Source organism: Haloferax profundi (assembly GCF_001469865.1).
GTDB classification, from domain to species: Archaea; Halobacteriota; Halobacteria; order Halobacteriales; family Haloferacaceae; genus Haloferax; species Haloferax profundi.
In genome coordinates this window covers 48,897-68,196 of record NZ_LOPV01000091.1, presented here as the reverse complement: position 1 = coordinate 68,196, position 19,300 = coordinate 48,897, and the positions used below count along the sequence as shown (strand labels likewise).

General features: G+C 63.8%; 19 protein-coding genes. 8 read left to right on the top strand and 11 right to left on the bottom strand.

All coding sequences use genetic code 11. The features are described 5' to 3' along the window. The coding region (locus AUR66_RS04425) for an LVIVD repeat-containing protein (protein ID WP_394326253.1) at positions 1-954 on the top strand (954 nt) is incomplete at its 5' end. 120 nt (positions 955-1,074) lie between these two features. Continuing rightward, positions 1,075-1,407, top strand: a complete 333-nt coding sequence (locus tag AUR66_RS04420; RefSeq protein ID WP_058571282.1) for a NifU family protein — start codon at positions 1,075-1,077, stop codon at positions 1,405-1,407. Positions 1,408-1,557: 150 nt separating this feature from the next. Here the strand turns inward: AUR66_RS04420 and AUR66_RS04415 are convergent, their stop codons facing one another. Together AUR66_RS04415 and AUR66_RS04410 are read right to left on the bottom strand one after the other, a co-directional pair. Further along, positions 1,558-2,964 carry a DUF402 domain-containing protein gene (locus AUR66_RS04415; protein ID WP_058571281.1) on the bottom strand — a complete coding sequence of 469 codons (1,407 nt, stop codon included), beginning with the start codon at positions 2,962-2,964 and terminating at the stop codon, positions 1,558-1,560. Further along, positions 2,961-3,335, bottom strand: coding sequence for a DUF7532 family protein (locus tag AUR66_RS04410; protein ID WP_058571280.1), 375 nt, complete (start codon positions 3,333-3,335; stop codon positions 2,961-2,963). Before AUR66_RS04410 ends, AUR66_RS04415 begins: the two co-directional genes overlap by 4 nt. Before the next feature lie 98 nt (positions 3,336-3,433). On the opposite strand from AUR66_RS04410, the gene AUR66_RS04405 reads away from it, so the two are divergent. After that, positions 3,434-4,477 carry a PrsW family intramembrane metalloprotease gene (locus tag AUR66_RS04405; RefSeq protein ID WP_058571279.1) on the top strand — a complete coding sequence of 348 codons (1,044 nt, stop codon included), beginning with the start codon at positions 3,434-3,436 and terminating at the stop codon, positions 4,475-4,477. A gap of 73 nt (positions 4,478-4,550) precedes the next feature. On the opposite strand, the gene AUR66_RS04400 is transcribed toward AUR66_RS04405, so the two are convergent. After that, positions 4,551-5,207, bottom strand: coding sequence for a riboflavin synthase (locus AUR66_RS04400; protein ID WP_058571278.1), 657 nt, complete (start codon positions 5,205-5,207; stop codon positions 4,551-4,553). 113 nt (positions 5,208-5,320) lie between these two features. Here AUR66_RS04400 and AUR66_RS04395 point away from each other — a divergent pair, with 113 nt between their 5' ends. Next, entirely contained in the window at positions 5,321-6,019 is a 699-nt protein-coding gene (locus AUR66_RS04395; protein ID WP_058571277.1) for a DUF502 domain-containing protein, read from the top strand. A gap of 26 nt (positions 6,020-6,045) precedes the next feature. Here AUR66_RS04395 and AUR66_RS04390 read toward each other — a convergent pair whose 3' ends face one another. Beyond that, entirely contained in the window at positions 6,046-7,872 is a 1,827-nt protein-coding gene (locus AUR66_RS04390; protein WP_058571276.1) for an SLC13 family permease, read from the bottom strand. Between the two features lie 136 nt (positions 7,873-8,008). On the opposite strand from AUR66_RS04390, the gene AUR66_RS04385 reads away from it, so the two are divergent. Further along, positions 8,009-8,251, top strand: a complete 243-nt coding sequence (locus tag AUR66_RS04385; protein WP_058571275.1) for a DUF7533 family protein — start codon at positions 8,009-8,011, stop codon at positions 8,249-8,251. On the opposite strand, the gene AUR66_RS04380 is transcribed toward AUR66_RS04385, so the two are convergent. The 6 genes from AUR66_RS04380 to AUR66_RS04360 all read right to left on the bottom strand — a co-directional run bounded on the left by AUR66_RS04380 (position 8,252) and on the right by AUR66_RS04360 (position 14,768). After that, positions 8,252-9,355 carry a M24 family metallopeptidase gene (locus AUR66_RS04380; protein WP_058571274.1) on the bottom strand — a complete coding sequence of 368 codons (1,104 nt, stop codon included), beginning with the start codon at positions 9,353-9,355 and terminating at the stop codon, positions 8,252-8,254. 7 nt (positions 9,356-9,362) lie between these two features. After that, the gene (locus AUR66_RS04375; protein WP_058571273.1) at positions 9,363-11,213 is read right to left on the bottom strand and encodes a UvrD-helicase domain-containing protein; all 1,851 of its coding nucleotides are present in this window, start codon (positions 11,211-11,213) and stop codon (positions 9,363-9,365) included. A 159-nt stretch (positions 11,214-11,372) separates the two neighbouring features. Continuing rightward, positions 11,373-11,549 (bottom strand): HVO_0416 family zinc finger protein, encoded by a 177-nt coding sequence (locus AUR66_RS23140; RefSeq protein ID WP_305037515.1) that lies wholly within the window; start codon positions 11,547-11,549, stop codon positions 11,373-11,375. An 86-nt stretch (positions 11,550-11,635) separates the two neighbouring features. Further along, complete coding sequence (locus AUR66_RS04370) at positions 11,636-13,144, bottom strand: carboxypeptidase M32 (protein ID WP_058571272.1); 1,509 nt, start codon at positions 13,142-13,144, stop codon at positions 11,636-11,638. Between the two features lie 96 nt (positions 13,145-13,240). Next, a complete protein-coding gene (locus AUR66_RS04365) occupies positions 13,241-13,606 on the bottom strand; it encodes a hypothetical protein (protein WP_058571271.1) in 366 nt (121 codons plus the stop codon). 67 nt (positions 13,607-13,673) lie between these two features. Then, positions 13,674-14,768, bottom strand: coding sequence for a M20 family metallopeptidase (locus tag AUR66_RS04360; protein ID WP_058571270.1), 1,095 nt, complete (start codon positions 14,766-14,768; stop codon positions 13,674-13,676). 116 nt (positions 14,769-14,884) lie between these two features. Here AUR66_RS04360 and AUR66_RS04355 point away from each other — a divergent pair, with 116 nt between their 5' ends. Together AUR66_RS04355 and AUR66_RS04350 are read left to right on the top strand one after the other, a co-directional pair. Further along, on the top strand, positions 14,885-16,522 hold the full coding sequence (locus AUR66_RS04355; RefSeq protein WP_058571269.1) for a methyl-accepting chemotaxis protein: 1,638 nt from the start codon (positions 14,885-14,887) through the stop codon (positions 16,520-16,522). 83 nt (positions 16,523-16,605) lie between these two features. Next, complete coding sequence (locus AUR66_RS04350; protein WP_058571268.1) at positions 16,606-18,471, top strand: PINc/VapC family ATPase; 1,866 nt, start codon at positions 16,606-16,608, stop codon at positions 18,469-18,471. A 100-nt stretch (positions 18,472-18,571) separates the two neighbouring features. On the opposite strand, the gene AUR66_RS04345 is transcribed toward AUR66_RS04350, so the two are convergent. Next, a complete protein-coding gene (locus AUR66_RS04345) occupies positions 18,572-18,865 on the bottom strand; it encodes a MarR family transcriptional regulator (protein WP_058571267.1) in 294 nt (97 codons plus the stop codon). Positions 18,866-18,990: 125 nt separating this feature from the next. Here AUR66_RS04345 and AUR66_RS04340 point away from each other — a divergent pair, with 125 nt between their 5' ends. Then, the gene (locus AUR66_RS04340; RefSeq protein ID WP_058571287.1) at positions 18,991-19,299 is read left to right on the top strand and encodes an EMC6-like membrane protein; all 309 of its coding nucleotides are present in this window, start codon (positions 18,991-18,993) and stop codon (positions 19,297-19,299) included. Position 19,300 lies beyond the last annotated feature (1 nt).

Sequence of the window (19,300 nt, the reverse complement as noted above, 5' to 3'; positions counted from 1 at the left end):
GACGTGGACTCTGGGACAGAACTCGGGCGCTGGTCGCTCGTCTCGGAGGACGACCGGTGGGCGGACGTTCGCTCGTCGCTTCGGGCCGTCCACGACGTGTTTGTCCGCGACAGCGTCGCCTACATCTCGATGTGGGACGGCGGGACGTGGATTGTCGATTTCACCGACCCCGAATCACCCTCGGTCCTCGGTGCTATCGAACCGGGCGACCCAGATGCACTCGCAGCACTCTCCGGCCGAGAGCGGTCTGTCGCAGGGCGAACGCCACCGGGGAATCACCACTCTGCCGCGACTGACGAGTCCGGTGACCTCCTCGGCATCGGTATCGAGTCGTGGGCCGTCGAAGTCGAACGCGACGACGAGACGACAGACCTCGTCGGAGGACCGAGCGGTGTCGAACTGTGGGATATCTCGGTCCCATCGAATCCGACACACCTGTCGACTATCGACCCGCCGACCAGTCCCGACCCGACGGTCGGCGGCGTCTGGACCACCGCGCACAACTTCGACTTCCACGACGGCCGACTCTACACGTCGTGGTACCGCGGCGGCGTCAAACGACACGACGTCTCTGACCCGACGGACCCGGTCGAACTCGCGTGGTGGCGCGACCCAGACCAGACGAACTTCTGGACCGCACAGTACGCCTACCCGTTCGCCGACGAGGGCGTCTTCGTCGCGTCGAGTTGGGGATTCGACGACGTCTCCGGCGCACTCTACACGTTCCCTGACCACGCCGGCGAACAACAGAACGCGCCGACACTCGGCCCAGAGACCACGACCGAATCCCTCGTCAACACGCCGACGGAGACTGATTCGAGCAGTCCAGCGGCCGAGACAGCGGCATCTGACGGTTCGTCACGAACCGGCGTTCCGGGATTCGGTGTCGGCGTCGGTGCTGCCGCACTCGGGGGTGCAGCGTGGTGGTTCCGTCGCCGCGTCCGTCGGGACTGACGGCGACGTCGTCCGCCCGAGCCAAATCTATCACGAACGACCGCGACAGCCTTTCTCTCGCCCGCCGATGCGTGGGGAGAACCGTTCCATTCTAATCCGTGGCCCCCGAACCGTCGTGGTATGAGCGACGAGTCGGAGAGTCTCAAAGAGCGCGTCGAGACGTGGATGGTCGGCCAGATGCCCATCATCCAGATGCACGGCGGCAACAGCGTCGTGCGAAAGGCCGATGCCGAGTCGGGAGAAGTCGTCGTCGAACTCGGGGGTGCGTGTGCAGGGTGCGGCATCAGCAACATCACCGCCCAGAACATCCAGTCGGACCTCATCATGGAGTTCCCAGAGATAGAGGACGTGCAGGTGAAAGTCCCCAGTTCGGGCGACCACGGGAGCAGCACCGTCGAAGGCGGCCGCGGTGGGGAATTGCAGTTCGGTGACGAAGGTCCGGGGCATTTCTAACCCACTTTTTTACGGTTCGGGGGGCGCCTCCGGCGACCCGCTCACCGCAAAAACCTGGAGGAAAAAAGGCGGCTACTCCCTTCGGTCGTAGCCGTACAGTGCGCTTGGACCGCACCGGAGGCGTTCTCGCCTCCCGACAGCGCTTCTCTTCTACCCCGACAGCGCCGACTCCAGACTCGACGCCACCGACCGCGCTTTCTCGGCCAATTCTTCCGTGATGTGTCCGGCCGCCACCGCTTCGTCCAACTCGTCGTCGTCCACGCGTTCGACGGTTCCGTCCGCGTGTTTCACCACGTCGACGTGTAAGTCGACGTAGCGAATCTGGTCCGGGAAGCACTCGACTGGCGTACAGATGTTGACGTAGGTACCTTTCACGTCGCCGTCGTCGTCGCGGTAGACCGTCGGGTACCACCAGCGACCCTCGCGGAATTTTGTAACTGCGACGTCGCCCGATTCTCGGTCCACGCCGAGGGCGTCGTAGGTGCCGCCCCCGCTCATCTGGCGGCGAATCTCCACGGTTCCGTCCGGGTCTCGTTCGGTCACTTCGCCCGACCCGAGTTCGATGAGTCGGCCGTCGGGTTTCCCGTGGCCGATACCCACGTCGTCGCCTTCGAGGGGGCCGAACTGGGCGGTCACCACGTCGAAGGGGAACTCGCCTTCCTCGGCCGACGAGCAGAGTGCTTCCGCGAGGTCGACCCCCGCCGAGGCTTTCGGCGACGCCGCCTTCGTGCGATGGTGGCCCGGCATCGTCGTCTCGACTGCTCGGCGGTGGTCGTCGAGTTCGAAGCGCGTCTCACGCCCGAACCAGAGCCACGTCGTCGCCGTCGGGGATGCGACCTGTCGGGGTCCATCGACGGGTTCGTCGAGGACTGCGTCGAGTTCCGCGGCGATGGTCGCCGCTCGGTCGAGGGCGTCGTTCAGCGCGCCCATGTCGGCGTCGACGGCGTCGCGGTGCCAGCGGATGCCCCACCCATCCGGCGGGTCGCCGCCGAGGAGGTCGGTCATGCCGGCGAGTTCCCGTGCTGCGGCCTCGTCTCTCGTATCCACGCGGACGCCCTCCGCGTCCGGTTCGAGTGTGGCCAGTCCAGCGATGGCGCGGACGTCTCCCGTCAGGTCGTGGCGGCGGTCCGCCCACGGCGGGGCAGACTCAGAGACTTGTACGCGCACCTCGTCCCCGACTTCGACTCGGCCGTCGACGTCGCCGTAGGAGAGGTAGCCGTCGGTCTCGCCGAGGTCACAGACTGCGCCGCCGCCGAGGGTCTCGGTCACGCGGGCGTCGAAGACAGCACCCGTCGGCGCAAGGTCGGCCCACTCGAACGTGTCCAGACCGAGGTCGGAGAGCAAGTCGGTCGCCTCGTCGACTGCATCTGGTTTCCCGGTCACGCCGACGCCCTGCCGGTCACGGGTCGTCTCGACGGCCACGTCGTGGTCGGCAGACTCGAAGTCGGCGTCGAACCGTTCCCGAATCGGCCCCGACGCTTGTACCACGTCGTGACCCGCGTCGAGGAACAACCGGGTCACTGCCGTGGTGTAGATGCCGCGGACGCGAACGTTCATAGGTCGTCGGGGTCGCGGGCGAACTTGACCCGTCCGTCGACAGTCGGTCCGAGCGTGAGTTCGACCGTGTCGTCGGAGAGGAGACGACCACCTTCGATTGGGACACCCCACGAGTCGAACTTGAGGTATCCTCGGAGGGAGGCGCCGTGCGTGTAGAGGTCGACGTGGTCTACGGTGTGTTCTTGCACGTCGCTTGCGCTGTGTGCCATCTCCATATCCGAGTAGAACGTGCCTCCGTCACCGAAGAACGTCGCGAGGTGGTCGGCGTCTGCTTCGACTGACTCCCGGACGTGTTCGGACGCCGCTCGGAGGTCGTCGGTGTCGAGACCGACCGCCCGAAGCGCCGCTTGTTCGCGTGGGTCGAAGTGCATATCCGCCCTTCGGTGCGAGGGTTTTAACCTCACTCGGTCGGGCGCAGAGATACCCGTTGCCGAAGGTATTACCCACCGCGCAGTCCTTACGTCAGGTGATGGACCAGAGTCGAGACCCAGTCGAACGGGCGTCCGATGGAGAGACCGACCTCTACGACATCGCGACGTGGGAGGAACGGACCTCCGTCGATGGATTATCCGTCGCACTCTACCGACTACTGGTCGCCTCGACTCGCGCCGCGGTCATCGCCGCTGCGTTCCTCATCCTCGTCGGCATCGGCGGTCTCACGGCTATCACCGACCCCCAGATTGGTGCGCTGACGCTGCTGTCTGCGCTGCCTGCACTCGGCCTCGCGGGGTACGTCTACTACACCGACGTCACCGACAACGAACCACTGTCGATGCTCGTCGTGACGTTCTTGCTCGGCGTCCTCACTGCCACGTTCGCGGCGGTACTCAACTCGCTTTTGAACAACGTCGGCCAGACGATTGCCACCGAACTGTCGCTCAGTATCGGATTCCTCGGGTCGATTATCTTCTTCTACCTCGTGGTCGGCCCCGTCGAAGAGACGGTGAAGTTGCTCGCAGTGAGATTGTACGCGTACTCGCACCGCAGTTTCAACGCCGTCGTCGACGGGGCCGTCTACGGCGCGATGGCGGGACTCGGATTCGCCACCATCGAGAACGCACTCTACATCACGCGGAATCTCATGACCTCGGGTCTCGACCTCGGAACCGCCGGCGGCGTCGGCATCATCGGCGCTGGGAGCACGATTACGGCGGTCCGCGCACTCGCGGGTCCGGGTCACGTCATCTACTCCGCCATCGCGGGATACTATCTCGGCCTCGCGAAGTTCAACAAGCAGAACGCCGGCCCAATCGTCATCAAGGGTCTCATCCTCGCGTCACTCGTCCACGCGACGTACAACTCGACGGTCGGAATCGGTGCGGCCATCATCTCGTCGCTGACGGGTCTCGGGTCGCTCCCGTCGTTCCTCGTGTACGTCCTCATCTACGACGGTATCTTCGGCCTCTACCTCATCGGGAAGATTCGTCGCTACAGCGCTGCGTACCACACGGCCCACGCACCGAGCGAACCCGCCTCGTCGTTTTCTTCAGAACCGACCGAGTTCGAAGACTGACGGATTCGAGGGACGACCGAGTTCGCGGGCCCGCGATGGCGTCACCCCGCATCTGTTCTACCAGACTCGGGCTTCACTCTGCGCGTAATCCATCGACGTATCCGTCGAGCATCGACTCGACGTACTTCGCCACTACGTCGACTTCGACGTGGACTGGGTCTCCGGGTTCCTTCTCGGAGAGCGTCGTCAAGTCGTACGTCGTCGGGATGATAGCCACGGCGAACGAGTCGTCGCGGCGGTCTGCGACGGTGAGGCTGATACCATCGAGACAGACCGAGCCTTTCTGAACGACGTACTTCGCCAGCGACTCGGGGAGGTCGAACTCGAAGAACCAGTCGTCACCGACCTGTTCGACGGCGGTGACAGTCGTCGTGCCGTCGACGTGCCCCTGGACGATGTGGCCGTCGAAGCGGTCACTCGCCGCGAGTGCCCGTTCGAGGTTGACTCGGTCGCCTTCTGCCACGTCGCCGAGGTACGTCTTCTCGACAGTCTCAGCGGCGAGAAAGACTTCGAACCAGTCGTCGCCGAACTCCTCGACGGTCAGACAGACGCCGGAGACGGCAATCGACTGCCCGTGGTGGAGGTCGTCGAACGCGAGGTCGGTTCGGATGCGGAGACGGCGGCCGCCGTCGGACGACTCGTCCGACGAGATTTCTCCTGCGGAGAAACCACCCTCGGTGTCGGTCACACCGACGATTTCGCCCGGACCCTCCACGATGCCAGTGAACATACCGACGACTTCGGAGGGTGTGCCTTAATGCCCATCGTTTCTGTTCACCATCACGTCTTCGTGATGCTTTCCGTCGCCCATACAATTTTGTCGCCGTCGGCCTCAGGGCCCGTATGGACGTACTCGCTCGGCTTCGAAGCAGTTTCTTCACGGGACTCATTCTCGTCACACCGCTCGCCGTGACCGTATTCGTCCTCCAGTTCGTGTTCAACCGAGTCGCGGCGGCGCTTCGTCCGTTGGTTCGAGAGATAAACCCGTTTCTCGCCCAGGCGTTGAACACGTCTGGCGACATCGTTCTCGTCTCACAGACGCTGGCGGCCCTCATCATCGCGGTGGCGATATCGCTCATCGGCTACCTCGCCTCGATGAGTCTCGGGCAGCGTCTCTTCGGGAGTTTCGAACGAGGTGTCCGCCTCCTCCCCCTCGTCCGCACCATCTACTTCGGCGTTCGACAGGTCTCCGAGTCGCTCACCGAACCGGCCGCCGGGTACGACCGGGTCGTCCTCGTGGAGTACCCACGGAAAGGTGTCCACTCGATTGGCTTCGTCACCAACGAGGCCCCTCGGTCGATGAAGGAGACGGCCGGTGAAGACGCCTACACCGTGTTCCTCCCGCACAGTCCGAACCCGACGGCGGGCGCACTCATCGTCGTCTCCAGCGACGAGGTCAAAGAACTCGACATGCCGGTCAGCCGTGGCCTCCGTCTCCTCGTCACGACAGGTCTGAGCGTGGACGACCCAGAAACGCTGCCGTCCGGTCCAGCGGGCTACACGCCGGGGAACTCCGTAGACATGGAGAAGAACCCAGAGTAGCACTGCCACATCCGGTTTTCTCGGCCTCAGACACCCCACAGAAAGACGATTCCGAAGGTTGTGACCACCGTCAAGAGGAGTTGGAGCGGACCACCGACGCGGAGGTAGTCCGCGAATTTGTACCCTCCCGGACCGTACACCATCAGGTTCGTCTGGTACCCGATAGGGGTCATGAACGCCGTGCTGCCGGCGAAGGTGACGGCGATGGCGAACCCGAACGGGTCCGCACCGAGTCGTTGGGCCGTGTCGATGGCGATAGGGATGACGAGGACGACGCTCGCGACGGGCGTGATGACGTTCGCCAAGAGGCCCGTGAGGAGGTAGAACGCGGCCAGTACGGCGACGACAGGGAGGAAGACGGTGGCTTGCCCCACGAGGTCCGCGATGAGTGCCACGCCGCCGGTGAGTTGGAGCGCCCGCCCCAGCGGAATCACACCCGCGAGCAGGAAGATGACGTTCCAACTCACCGCGTCGTAGGCGTCACTCGCAGAGAGACAGTCGGTCGCGACCATCGCGACGACGCCACCGAGGGCGGCCACTGCGATGGGGACGACACCGACGGCGGCCAATCCGATGACCAGTGCGACGATAGCGAACGCCTGAAGCGCCGTCGGCGACAACCCGCCGTTTTGTTCCATCACTTTCTCGGACACCTCACTCGTCACGACGAAATCACCCGTCTCTCTGAGGTATTTGGCCGTCTCACTCGTCGTCTGGAGCAGTAGCGAGTCACCGGCCCGAAGGTCAACGTCGCGGAAGTGTTCGCGGATGAGTTCACCACCGCGGCGACGAACTGCGAGGACCGTCGCGTCGTATCGTTCCCGCAGTCGTGTCTCGCCGATGGTGTCCCCGACGAGGCCAGACGCCCGCGGGACGACGATTTCGAGCAGTGCCACCCGGTCGGGCTGGTCGAGTTCCGCGTCCGTGACGGCCGCTCGCGGGAGATATCGGAGGTCGGCGAGTTCACAGAACTGTTTGATAGTCCCGGGGTCGCCGCGGACCGTGAGGATGTCTCGGCCCCTGATGTCGCGGTCTGTGTCGGCGGCGATGAAGTGCTCGCCGCCGCGGAGCACGTCGAGGATGTCGATGTTGAGGTCACGGTGCGCGTCGTCGGCGACGTTCCTGGCGGGGTTGCCGACGAGTGGTGAGCGCGATGGAACCAACACGCGGGCGAGAAACGGTTGGACGCCGTAACTCGCCGTTCGGTTGCCCGGTTGGATGCGCTCGGGGAGGAGGTGTGGTGCGATGGTCAACAAGTAGACTGCACCGACGGCGAAGACGACGATTCCGAGCGGCGTGAACACGAACATCGAAAACGGCGGGTTCCCGGTGGCGGTGGCGTATGCTTCACTGGCGACGAGGTTCGTGGCGGTGCCGATGAGAGTGAGCGTCCCCCCGAGCATCGACGCGTACGAGAGCGGGATGAGGAGTTTCGACGGCGAGACGCGCGTCTGGTCTGCGAGGTCCGAGACCATCGGGATGAACACCGCCACGACAGGAGTGTTGTTGATGACACCGGCGATGGGTCCGGTGAGGCCGACGAGGGCACCGAGGAGTCGGTCCTCGCTCCCGCGAGTGAACCGGGCGAGTGCGTCGCCGAGGACGCGAATCGCACCCGTCTGTCGGACACCTTCGCTGAGTGCGTACATCGCGAGAATCGTGATGGTCGCCGCGTTCGAGAACCCAGAGAGCCCGGTCTGGAGGTCGACTTGCGTCCACGGTTCGAGGACGACGAGTGCGACGATGACACCGATAGCCGTCACGTCTGGTGGTGCCGCCTCTGTCACGAACAGTGCCATCGTGACGACCACGAGGGCGAAGACGACGAGCATCCCGGGCGTGACCGCGACCATAGTGACTCTCGATTCGGAGACCGCTTAATGGTTCCTCGGATGACTGTCACGTCACAGAGACGATAGCCACCACTACTCGTCTTCCCTGTAGATGATGCCGCGACCCTTTTGTCCGCACACAGACTATCCGCGCTCGATGCGACTCGGAATCTTGGAAATGATTGGACTCGGGGCGTCACTCATCTTCGCGATACCTATCGGCGTCTTCGGTCTGACACTCCTGCTGGACGGCCGGACCGTCTTCGGCGCAGGGATGGTCGTCCTCGCCGTGCTCATGGTCGCCCTCCCGAAGTACCTCACGACGCCGCAGGACATTCCGATGCTCGCGGCCGAGAAAGTCGTCGGTGGTGTCGCGAAAGACCCGGACGACGAAGAGTAACTACCAGCGAGACGGGTCCAGACCGGTCGGCGCGTCACCGACGAACTGCGGTCCGTCGTCGCCGACGACGAGCACGTCGGTCAGTTCGACTCGTCCGTGGTCGCCGTGTGTGATTGCCGCACGAATTCTGAGGACGTTTCCTGCGACGAGTTCGGTATCACCGTCGAGTTTCGGCGCTTCACGGACAGCGAGGCCGATGCCTCCGCCAACGTCTCTCGTCACTTCGTCGGCCATCGAGAACCCGAACGCCGCCGTCTCTGCGCGAATCTCACTCCCGAGGAATCCGGCGTCTGCGCCGACGTTCGCCTCGACGAGTGCGACGTCGCGGGCGGCGTCGCACGCGACGTGGGCCCGCCGCTCCCATCCACCGTCGGCGTCGACGACGAACGTTCGCGCGAGGGCACCTCGATAGCCGGCAGGGCCACGCGGCGCTACCGAGACGACGAGTGGTTCTCCGGGAGCGAGTTCGACTGCCGAACCCGCTTCTCCGCGCGTCCCTGCCGTCACGTCCGTCGCTCCCGCGGTGTCCACACCTTCGATTGCGAGCGTCGTGTTCACCTGCCGGCGAAGTCGCTCGGTCGAAAGCGGGGCATCGGCCCAGACGAGTGTGTCGTCTTCGACTGTCGCGTCCGCCAGTATCGACGCGGCACGCTCGATACCGCGCGTGGCGGCCCGTTGGACTGCCTCGATAGCCTCACGCTCGTCGGCATCCTTCACGGCGCGTGCGTCTCGGACTGCCGTCGTCGACGTGAGTTCGTAACCCGCAGACTCGAGGTGGAGTGCGGCGTCGTGCGGAATCGTCCGTGGTGCGAGCACAGTCCCGCCTTCGGCGTAGTTGGCGAGAATCGCCGCCGCGGCCTTTCCCGCTGGTTTGTCGTCCACACGGACCGACGCCCCCGACACGTCGGGAACGTCGACTGTGGACGGAACGCGAAGATGCGTCTCACCGGCGGCGCGAACGTACACCGTCTCGACGCCGAGTTCGACGCCCGTCAGATATCGGCCCGTCGGGTCGTCACCGCGAACGATGGCGACGAATGCGACTGCATCGCTGTCGTCGATGGCGGCGTCGATGGCCGAACCGCCACGGGGACCGGACGGCACGAGTGGATTACGCCTCGGGTTCGGGCGCAGGTGGTTCCTGTGCCTCTGCCACGAGTTCTTGCGTGTCCTCGTCGCGAATCTCGTTGTGGAGGAGGACGCTTATCGGGAGCGTCGGTGCTCCGTTGACGAGGTTTTCGAGGATGATGAGACGCTCGCGTGCACGAGACATACCGACGTAGAAGACACGGCGCTCGTTGTCCGTGATGAGTGGAACCGGACTGGTGGACGCGGTGAACTCTTCGATGCCGCGCGCTTCGAGTTCCTCTTCGGAGACGGACGCGGCCATCTGCTCGACGACTTTCTCGGTCAGGTCCGTCGCCATGAAGACGTGGTCTGCTTCACGACCCTTCGCAGAGTGGATGGTCCCGACGCGGACGCGCGAGGGGTCCATACCGGCGTAGTCGCCGGAGAAGTACGCGTCGACGGACTTCCGCTGGAAACTCGTCACCTTGCGGACCATGTCCGAGGCGGCGCTTCCGTTCGGCGCGAACGGTGCGAAGTTCTTGATTTCCTTCGGCGTGAACTCGATGTTCGTGATGTCTTCGACGCCCGCTTCTTCCTGCCGTTCGTCGATGGCGTCGAACAGGTCGTCGCGGTCGTTCGTCCCGAACGCAGAGTCCTGCAGCATGTCTGCGAGGCGGCGGGCCTGCAACCCATCGACGGGTTCCTCGGCCTCCATGGCCTCGACGGCGCGGACGTACTGCGTGAGTCGGTCGGTCCACATCCGCTGGTCGGTGAGCGTGGAGAAGGGGATACCAGACGGGAGGAACTCATCGATAAACTGGAACATCTGGTAGCGCGCACGGAACAGTACCATGATGGTCCCGTCGTCCTGTTCGACGGTGTACCGGACGTTCCGCGCGAGTTCGAGCATCGACGGACTCTCGACTGCCTCGACGGACCCGCCCTCTTTGCGGGGCTTGAGGTCTTTCTCCTGTCGCTTGTCGATGTGGCGAATCTCGCGGTTGACGACGTTGAGGACGTTCGACGGGAGACGGTAGGAGTTCGGGAGAACCTCGTCGTTGTCGCGTTCGGCGTCGAGGAGCAGGTTCGGGTCCGCACCCTGCCACGCGTAGACGACCTGGTCGTCGTCGCCGGCGATGAGGACGCCCTTCATGTGAGGTTTCCACTCCTCGTACGCGTCGTACTGGAGCGTCGTGATGTCCTGGAACTCGTCGATGACGAGGTAGTCGACGTTGGGGACGAGTGCACGTTGCTTGACCCGTTCGAGCATGTCCGCGAATCCGACGAGTCCGTTCTCACCTTTGTAGGCGCGCCACGCGCGAATGGCCTCCGGGATGTCGATTCGGTCGTCGTCAGAGGGCCACGTCGGCGTGTACTTGTTGCCTTCCTGTGCGTTCGGGTCGACTTCCGGTGGCAGGCGAACTTCTTCGACGTTCCACTGGAACGGCACGTCGTACCAGTCGGCTACGTCGCGGCGCGTCCGCTGTAACCACTGGCTGGTCGCGATAATCTTGTTCCCGATGGTCGTCGAACGGGCCGTCCGCCGGCCGGCACCACTGTACTCGTCTTGGAACTCCAGACCGTACTCTTCACAGAACTCCTGTTTGTCCTTCTCGCCGACCACGTCGTTGCGCGAGAGGCCGAGCAGTTCGTACGCCTTCGCGTGCATCGTGGAGACGTTGCCCTTCAGCGACCGTGGGTTGATGTCGAGTCGCTCGGCGAGTCGGTCACGGATCTCGGACGCTGCTGCCCGGGTGTACGAGACGACGAGGATGTCTCGGATACTGACGTCGTCTTGTTCGAGAATCGCCTCGACCTTGTTGAGTAAGGCCGTGGTCTTACCGCTCCCCGGACCCCCAAACAGTCGGGTGACGGTCACGTCGGATTCGCTCATTGTGCACGTTCACGGCCTTATGCGTGATAAGCGACGTGCTTCCGACGAGGGCGAACGCGCCCGGAGTCGATTCGACGTGCCGGGCGTTCGCGGACACACCCCGCATAGTGGGGGTGCGGCGAGAACAGGTGCTGTGGCTTGGTCAGGTAGTCGGACGCGTTAGGCCTCCGGCGACCACCCACATACGGAGCATGTCGCCGCGCCCATGTCGTGTAGCGCCCCGCAATCGGGACACTGCAGTTTGTTATAGGATCGGTCCCAGCGTGCCGGTTCTGTCTCGTGACCGCGGTCGGCCAAAAACTGGTCGAACAAGTCGTCACTGGGTGCTGAGGCCATACATGGTATGCTATGCCATGACTGTATTTAATTCCTGCGGCGATTGTGAATCCGCGAAAATAGGTGTTTCAGACTGTCTCGACTACTTATAGGTCGTACAGCGCTGTGTACTTCGACTCGACGTAGTCGAGGAAGTCGTCGGCGGCGAAGTCCGCGCCAGTCGCGCGTTTCACCAGGTCGTTCGTCTCGTAGCGGCGGCCGTGCTGGTGGACGTTCTCGCGAAGCCACTCGCGCAGGTCGGCGAACTCGCCGTTCGAAAGCTTCTCGTCGAGGTTCTCGATGTCGTCTTCGGCCGCGGCGAACAACTGCGCGGACATGATGGACCCGAGCGAGTACGTGGGGAAGTAGCCGAAGTTCCCGTACGCCCAGTGGATGTCCTGCAGACAGCCTTCGGAGTCGGTCTCGGGGCGGATGCCGAGGTACTCTTCGTACTTGTCGTTCCACGCCTCTGGCACGTCCTCGACGGCGAGGTCACCCGAGATGAGTGCGCGTTCGAGTTCGAACCGAATGACGATGTGTAGGTGGTAGGTCAGTTCGTCCGCTTCGACGCGGATGAGGTTGTCCTCGTACACCTGATTCGCCGCCTCGTAGGCCTCTTCGACGGTCGCATCCACGTCCGAGAAGTGTTCGGTGAACGTCGGCAGGAAGTGCTGCCAGAAGGTGCGCGACCGGCCGACGTGGTTCTCCCACAGGCGCGACTGCGACTCGTGGACCGAGAGGTTTCGGTCCTCACCGAGTGGGGTCGCGTAGTGTTCGTCTGGCAGGCCGAGCGTGTAGAGCGCGTGGCCGAACTCGTGGATGGTCGAAAAGAGCGACCCGAGTGGGTCCGACTCGTCGTAGCGGGTCGTCACGCGGGCGTCGAACTGCGTCCCCGACGAGAACGGATGGGGCGCGGTGTCGAGGCGGCCACGCTCCCACGGATAGCCAAGCGTCGAGAGAGCGTCGCGGACGAGTTCCTCCTGTTCGTCGGCCGGGAACTCACCGTCGAAGGCGTCCACGGCGAGTTCGACGTCCGACTCGCGGATGTCCGCAATCATCTCGACGAGGACTTCGCGCACTTCGTCCAGAATCTCCTCTGCCTGTTCGAGCGGGAGGCACGGTTCGTAGTCCTCGAACAGCACTTCGTATGGGTCGCGGTCCGGGTCGATGTGCTCGGCGTACTGGCGCTTCAGTTCGACGTGCTTCTCCAGGTGCGGCGCGAACGTCTCGAAGTCGTCGTTGGCCTTCGCTTCCTTCCACGCCGGAATCGCCTCTGAGGCTGCCGCCGAAATCTGTTCGACGAGGTCGTTCGGGACGCGAACCGCGCGTTCGTAGTCGCGTCGGAGTTCACGGAGCACGTCCGCCTGCTCGTCGGTCGGGTCGTCGGCCTCGGCCGCTTCGAGGAGTTCGCCGAACTCGTCGTCGGTCAGCAAGTCGTGGCTGAGTGCCGACAGGGCCGACATCTGCTGGGAGCGCGCGGGCGTCCCCGCGTCGGGCATCATGACCTGCTGGTCCCACGAGAGGATGCCGCCAGCGTTCTCGACGTTGGCGATTCGCTTGTACTTCGTCAGGAGTTGGTCGTACGCCGACGCCTCTTCCGTGGAGGATTGTGCCATATGATATCGGGTCGGGTCGGGGACGTATTAAATCGCAGGAGACGGTGATTTCGGTGGGGCTGTTTTGCTCCGGCAACGAACGCGAGACTGCGTGCATTACGGACTCGGGACAGTCACTGTCTTGAATTGGATATCGTCTGGATACAGGTCCACCTGGAGTGCAATCCCTCCGCTGATGGCGAGTTCGTCTGTCTCTGTGAGTCCCGATTCGAGGGTCACACTGAACTGATACGCTTCTTCACGTGTGAGCGCGTGTGTGTATTCGAGGTTCTCCTCGCCGATGTCGAACTGCTCAGTCGCGACGGTCTCCCCGGAGGTGGTCGCGATTTCGAACAGACCACGAAGCTGACCCGGTGTCCTGTTGACCAGCAACGTGTCGAATTCGCGGCCCGGGCCTCGGAGGCATCCTGCTGCACTGACCGACGCTGTGACGAGCGAAGTGACGTAGGTACGGCGATTCACGTCTCTCCCATCCGAACCCGTCTGTAAATTCGTTCTGCCGACGACGTACCACAACTACGTCGGCGACTCACCACTCACTGAGAAGTCCACGGTACGTCTCGTAACACCGCTCCAGCACGTCCAGCGAGACACTCTCGTTCTTCGTGTGCGCCTCTCCGGGTTCCGACGCCCCGTACACCACACACGTCGTCCCTTCCTGTGCCAACCATCCCGCGTCCGTCGCGTGCGGTTTCGTCACCTGTTCGGGGGTGCTGTCACCACGCTGTTCGTGAACTCGCTCGGCGACTGCGAGCACTCTGTCTGCGAACTCGGCGTCGTCACACGCCATCGGGGGAAGGTCCTGTTCGACCACCCACTCGACACCCTCGATGCTCTCTGTCTGCGAGAGGTCGGCGTATCCACCGGGGACAGTCCGTTCGTCGATAGTCACCTCGCAGTGGTCGGGGATGACGTTCCACGCGCTCCCACCGTCTATCTCGGTGACGGCGATGCTCCCGGAGACGGTGTGTCCGAGTACCTCTGTTTCGGGGAACGTCGATTCGCGGACGATATCCACCGCGTCGCAGGCGCGGTAGACGGCGTTCTCGCCTCGCTCGGGTTCGCTCGCGTGGCAGGCGGTTCCGCTCACGACCAGCGTGCTCGCCCGGCGACCACGGTGGGCGACCACCACGTCGGTGCGGTCCGGTCCCGAGTAGTTCGTCGAGCCTTCGGCGACGATGGCGTAGTCGAGCGAGAGGCCGGCGTCGAGGGCCGCACGGACGCCCGTCCCACCGATTTCCTCGCCGACGAACGACGCGAAGACGACTTCGTTCGTCGCTGACTCGGCCGCGTCTCGGAAGGCGAGCATCGACGCCGCGACGGCACCTTTCATATCTGCGGACCCCCGCCCGTAGAGTCGTCCGTCACCCGATTCGACGACGTAGTCGCCGTCGTCGGTCAGTTGCCGGGGTGCTGGCGGAACGACGTCGTGGTGCCCGACGAGTGCGAGCGATTCGCCGACGCCGGCGTTGACGCGCGCGACGACGTTCCCCGCGTCGTCTCTGGTCACGTCTGCGTCCGTCTCGTCTCGAAGCCACGTCTCGATGAAATCGCCGGCGGCAGTCTCGTCTTCGTGGCTCGGAATCGAGACGAGGTCGGTCGTCAGCGCGTCGAGTTCGTCCATGCCGTCGTGTCGCGGCACCACCGCAAAAGTATGCGCCGTGGCGGCAGGACACACCGTGTTCTCAATCCTCGGGAATACGGGACCGGGATTATACCAGAATCTGTGAATGTCTGTGTATGCGCATCGCCTCGGCATACGAACGGGTGCTCTGGGGAAGCATGGACGCCCTCGGTGTCTCGGACTCGGTCGAACGAAAAATCGTCGCGGCAGTCGGCATCCAATTCGTGGTGTCTGTCGGGCAGGCCGCGTTGCCGTGGGTCGCGACGGGAACGACTCGCCTCGTCCTCTCGGCCGTCCTCTTCTTCGGCGCGACTCTCGCGTTCGTGAACACCGTCTTCATCACTCGCAAAGATATCGTCTCGCCAATCGAGCGAATCTCTGAATCGGCCGCCGGTGTCGCTGCGGGCGACCTCTCGTCGACGCCGCCGACCGTCGAGGGCGACGACGAAGTCGCTCGACTCGCGGACGACTTCGGGTCGATGCACGACCACCTCTGTATCGTCTCGGCGCAGGCGACTGCCCTCGCAGACCAGGACTTCGACCACCCGTCGTTCGACGAGGAGATGCCGGGTGAGTTCGGCGAGGCGTTAGACCGGATGCAACGTGACCTCGCGGACTACACGCGGAACCTGCAACACCTGGTCGAAGCGTTCGCCGAGGCCACTGCACGGGCGCAGACCGGCGACCTGACGGCGACTATCGACACGAGCGAGTGGGGCGTCGACGACGAACGCTACGAGGCCGTCGCCGAGACGTACAACGACCTCGTCTACACGCTCTCGACGACGCTTGGCGAGGTCCAGACGTTCGCCGAAGAAGTCTCGGAGATGAGTGCATCTGCACAGCAACACGTCGAACAGGCGAACGCCGCCAGCGAGGAAGTCGCCGCGGCGGTCAACGAAATCTCCGACGGTGCGAGCACGCAGACGACCCACCTCCAGACGGTCGCCGACGAACTCAACACGCTCTCGGCGACGGTCGAAGAGATTGCGGCCTCTGCGGACGAAGTCGCTCGGACTGCGGAGACGGCGTCTGAACGCGGTGAAGTCGGGCGTGACGCCGCCACCGCGGCGATGAAGGAGTTAGACGCCGTGGAGGCCCGCATCGACGACACTGCAGAGGCGGTTGCCGAACTCGCCGACGGTATCGAGAAGATAGACGAAATCGCCGCCTTCATCGACCACGTCGGGTCACAGACCGACCTGCTGGCTATCAACGCGGCAATCGAGGCGGCCCACGCCGGCGAGGCAGGCGACGGGTTCGGTGTCGTCGCACAGGAGGTCAAATCGCTCGCCGAGGAGACCCGAGATTCGGCCGACGAAGTGTCCACGCTCATCGCCGACATCACCGAGCACTCCGAAGAGACGCTGGCCGACGTGCGCGACATGAACCAGCAAGTCACCGACAGTCTCGACACCGTCAGCGAGGCAATCGAGGAGTTCGAGACCATCGTGGACATGGTGACCGATATCGACGCCAGCGTGGCCGAAGTGAGCGACGCGACAGACCAGCAGGCGCAGTCGGCACAGGACATCGCCGTCCGCGTGGACGACGTGGCGAACATCTCCGAAGAGACGGCGGGGCAGTCGCAGACCGTCGTCGAGACGGCGGACTCCCAGTCCGAATCCATCGGTGACCTCTCCGAGCAAGCGGCAGTCCTCTCGTCGCGGGCGGCGAACCTCGAAGGACTCGTGGGGTCGTTCGAGGTCATCGACGAAGACGAGCGACAACGCGCCTCGCCGGCAGACGACTGACGACTTCGACCCCCCTCGATTCGCCCTCCCGAAGGGTCCTCTCCATCTATACCCTTATCCGTCCCCACCGCGAAAATCCGCGCATGAAGATAGTGCCGGACACGAGCGCGGTCATCGATGGCCGTGTGTCCGAGCGAGTCGACGACGGAACCTTCGACGGTGCCGACGTTCTCGTCCCCGAGGCAGTCGTGAGCGAACTCGAATCGCAGGCCAACGATGGCCGCGATACGGGGTGGGAGGGTCTCTCTGAACTCCAGCGCCTCGCCGAGTTCGCCGACGACGGCGTCATCGAACTCAAATACGTCGGTCGACGCCCGAGCGCCGGTGAGACGAAAGGCGCACACGAAGGTGACATCGACGCGCTCATCCGCGACATCGCCGCCGAGCGGTCTGCGAAACTCCTCACCAGCGACGTCGTGCAAGCCGAAGTCGCCAAAGCGAAAGGCCTGTCCGTCGAGTACGTCGAACCCGTCGTTCGCGGGTCTGGTGACCTCATCATCGAGCGGTTCTTCGACGACCAGACGATGTCTGTCCACCTCAAGACGGACACCAAGCCGAAAGCCAAGCGCGGCGCAATCGGCGAGATGCACTACCAGACTATCGACGACGAGGTGACAGACGAGGCGACCATGAACGAGTGGGCCGACGACATCGTCAACTCCGCTCGCGCCTCGCCCGACGGCTTCATCGAACTCTCGGAACCGGGGATGAACATCGTCCAGTTCCGCGACTACCGTATCGCCGTCGCCCGTCCGCCGTTCGCCGACGGTATCGAGATTACCGCTGTTCGCCCCATCGTCAAGACCGAACTCGAGGACTACGAGTTCGCCGACGAACTCCGTGACCGCCTCGCCGAGCGCCAGCGCGGTGTCCTCATCGCCGGGTCGCCCGGTGCCGGGAAGTCCACGTTCGCGCAGGCCGTCGCCGAGTTCCTCAACGACAGCGACTACGCGGTCAAGACGATGGAGAAACCGCGTGACTTGCAGGTCGGCCCGCACATCACGCAGTACACCGCTCTCGGCGGCGACATGGCCAAGACGGCCGACTCACTCCTCCTCGTCCGTCCCGACTACACAATCTACGACGAAGTCAGAAAGACCGAGGACTTCTCCGTCTTCTCCGACATGCGCCTCGCCGGTGTCGGCATGGTCGGCGTCGTCCACGCGACGCGCGCCATCGACGCTCTCCAGCGTCTCGTCGGCCGGGTCGAACTCGGCATGATTCCGCAAGTGGTCGACACCGTCGTCTACATCGAAGACGGTGCGGTCCACACGGTCTACGACGTGAGTACCGAAGTGAAGGTGCCCGAGGGCCTCTTCGCCGAGGACCTCGCGCGCCCCGTCATCCAGATTCGCGACTTCGAGACGGGCACGCCGAAGTACGAGATTTACACGTTCAACCGGCAGGTCGTCACCGTTCCGCTCGGCGAGGAAGGCGACAAGAAAGAAAGCGGCGTCTCCCGACTCGCCAAGCAGGAAATCGAGCGCGAGATTCGGTCTATCGCCCGCGGCCACGTCGAAGTCGACTTGAAGGGACAGAACCGCGCCGTCGTCTACGTCGAAGACGACGACATCTCGTACGTCATCGGAAAGGGCGGCGGACGCATCTCCGACGTGGAAGACCGCCTCGGAATCGACATCGACGTGCGCACCCACGACGAGAAACCGTCGCAGGGCGCTCCTGCCGGCCAATCGACCGGCGGCCAGTCGTCTGGCGGCCAGTCGAACGACGGCGTCGTCGTCACGCCCGAAGTGACCTCTCGGCACGTCATCGTCCGGATGGACGGCCACGTCGGCGAGACGGTCGAAGTCCGCGCCAACGACCAGTACCTGTTCACTGCGACAGTCGGCCGCGGCGGCGACATTCAGGTCTCACGCGGCAGCGCTATCGCCGAGGAACTCGAAGACGCGATAGACAAAAAGCAGCAAATCACGGTCGTCCCGGCCTAACGTCGGCCCGCGGCCGAATCGTCGGCAGTTTCGACTGGTTTTCGACACGTCACAACACGTCGGTGAGGGAACCGACTGCGAAGCGGTGAGCGGTTCGCGCTTACTCGGCGCAGCAGGCCTTCTCTTTACCGCCGTCGGCTTTCGCCTGCGCTTGCTGGGGCGCGAGGTCGGTCAGTTGATAGAGATTCTGGCGAGCGTCAGCAAAGTAGACGTCCTCGTCGACGATTCCAATCCCTTCCAGTCGTTCGAGCGCGTATCGAACAGTTCGCGCAGAGAGCATAGACTCCTGTACGATGCCTTTCTGGGTGAGTGGGCCGTTGTATTCGAGTACTTTGAAAACGAGCTTCGCACTCGGTGGGAGGTCGTCTAGACTCTCCTCTTCTGTTCCAGCCATCGTTACGAATCCAGACGCGCGACCAGCATAAACCTTGTTGGCTTGCGATTGGCCGACAACGCTTTATCGACAGACGCTGCCGGAGGAACGAACGCCTTTTGATGCCGGCTATCGCAGGGGAACACATGGCCACGGAAACGCAGACCGAACTCTCCGGCCACCTACGCGGAGTGACGGTCACAACACTTGCCTGCCTCGCCGGCATCGCCGCCGCGGTGCTCTCCGGCGTGGTGGTAGGGACGACGGTCGAGGCCGCGACCAATCAGTTGGCGGTTGGTATCCTCGGCGCGTTCATCCTCGTCCAGCTCCCGGTGCTTCGAGCCGTCGGCATCGACATCTCCGGGGCGAAAGATTACCTCTACGTCGTGTTCATGACGTTCGCGCTCTGGTTCATCTCGTTCGCCATCCTGCTGACCTCGGGTGTTCAGCTCTAAT